Source organism: Kribbella turkmenica, from assembly GCF_004348725.1.
Lineage (GTDB): Bacteria > Actinomycetota > Actinomycetes > Propionibacteriales > Kribbellaceae > Kribbella > Kribbella turkmenica.
On the sequence record NZ_SMKR01000340.1, the window covers coordinates 1 to 1,388 of the forward strand.

A 1,388-nucleotide genomic window follows, 5' to 3' on the forward strand; every position below is an offset into this window, starting at 1 on the left:
CCGTGGCGCGAGTTGTGATCATCGGTGGCGGTCCGGGCGGGTACGAGGCGGCCAGTGCGGCCGCCCAGCTGGGGGCGGAGGTGACGGTCGTCGATTCCGGCGGGATCGGCGGTTCGGCCGTGCTCACCGACGCTGTGCCGAGCAAGACGCTGATCGCCACCGCGGAAGTGATGACCGAGGTCGAGGAGGCGGGCGAGCTCGGCGTCCGAGTCGTCGGCGACGGCACCGGTGACGCCGCGGATCCGGCGAGCTCCGTGCGGGTTGATCTCTCGGTCGTCAACCAGCGGGTCAAGGCGCTGGCCGCCGCCCAGGGTGCGGGGATCGAGCGGCGGCTCGATCGGGACAAGGTGCGGATGGTCCAGGGCCGGGGGCGGCTGGACGGGCCGGAGACGGTGGTGGTCGGGCAGGAGCGGCTGGACGCCGATGTGGTGTTGATCGCCACCGGGGCCAGGCCGCGGATCCTGCCGGGGTCGGAGCCCGATGGTGAGCGGATCCTGACCTGGGAGCAGGTCTACGAGCTCGACCAGCTGCCCGAGCGGCTGATCGTGGTCGGTTCCGGTGTCACCGGCGCCGAGTTCGCCAGCGCCTACAACGCCCTGGGCAGCGACGTCGTGCTGGTGTCGTCGCGGGACCGGGTGCTGCCCGGCGAGGACGCCGACGCGGCCGCGGTCTTGGAGGACGTGTTCGAACGCCGCGGGCTGACCGTGCTGGGCAAGTCCCGGGCCGAATCGGTCAAACGGCACGGCGACGGGGTCGTGGTCACCCTCACCGACGGCCGCACGGTCGAGGGATCCCACGCCCTGCTCGCGGTCGGATCGCTGCCGAACACCGACGACATGGGCCTGGCCGAGTCGGGCGTGTCGCTGACCGACGGCGGGTTCGTGCAGGTCGACCGGGTATCGCGGACCACCGCCCGCGGCGTCTACGCCGCCGGCGACTGCACCGGCGTCCTCATGCTCGCCTCGGTCGCGGCCATGCAGGGCCGGATCGCGATGGCCCACGCCCTCGGCGACGCCGTCGCCCCACTGAACCAGTCGACCGTGTCCGCGAACGTGTTCACCGCCCCCGAGATCGCCACCGTCGGCGTCACCCAGGCCGCCGTCGACGCCGGCGACACCACCGCCATCGAGGTGAAGGTCCCGCTCGCCGACAACGCCCGCGCCAAGATGCAAGGCGTCCGCGACGGCTTCGTCAAACTCTTCTGCCTGCCCAACACCGGCATCATCGTCGGCGGCGTCGTCGTCGCCCCCCGCGCCAGCGAACTCATCCACCCCATCTCCCTGGCCGTCGGCGCCCGCCTCACCGTCGACCACATAGCCCAATCCTTCACCGTCTACCCCTCCATCACCGGCTCCATCGCCGAAGCCGCCCGCCGCCTCCACCTCCGC

The 1,388-nt window shown here is 72.3% G+C and carries 1 protein-coding gene; it reads left to right on the plus strand.

All coding sequences use genetic code 11. From position 1 onward, the window contains the following. Positions 1-2 precede the first annotated feature (2 nt). On the plus strand, positions 3-1,388 hold a 1,386-nt coding region (locus E1218_RS35765), incomplete at its 3' end, for an NAD(P)H-quinone dehydrogenase (RefSeq protein WP_132327454.1).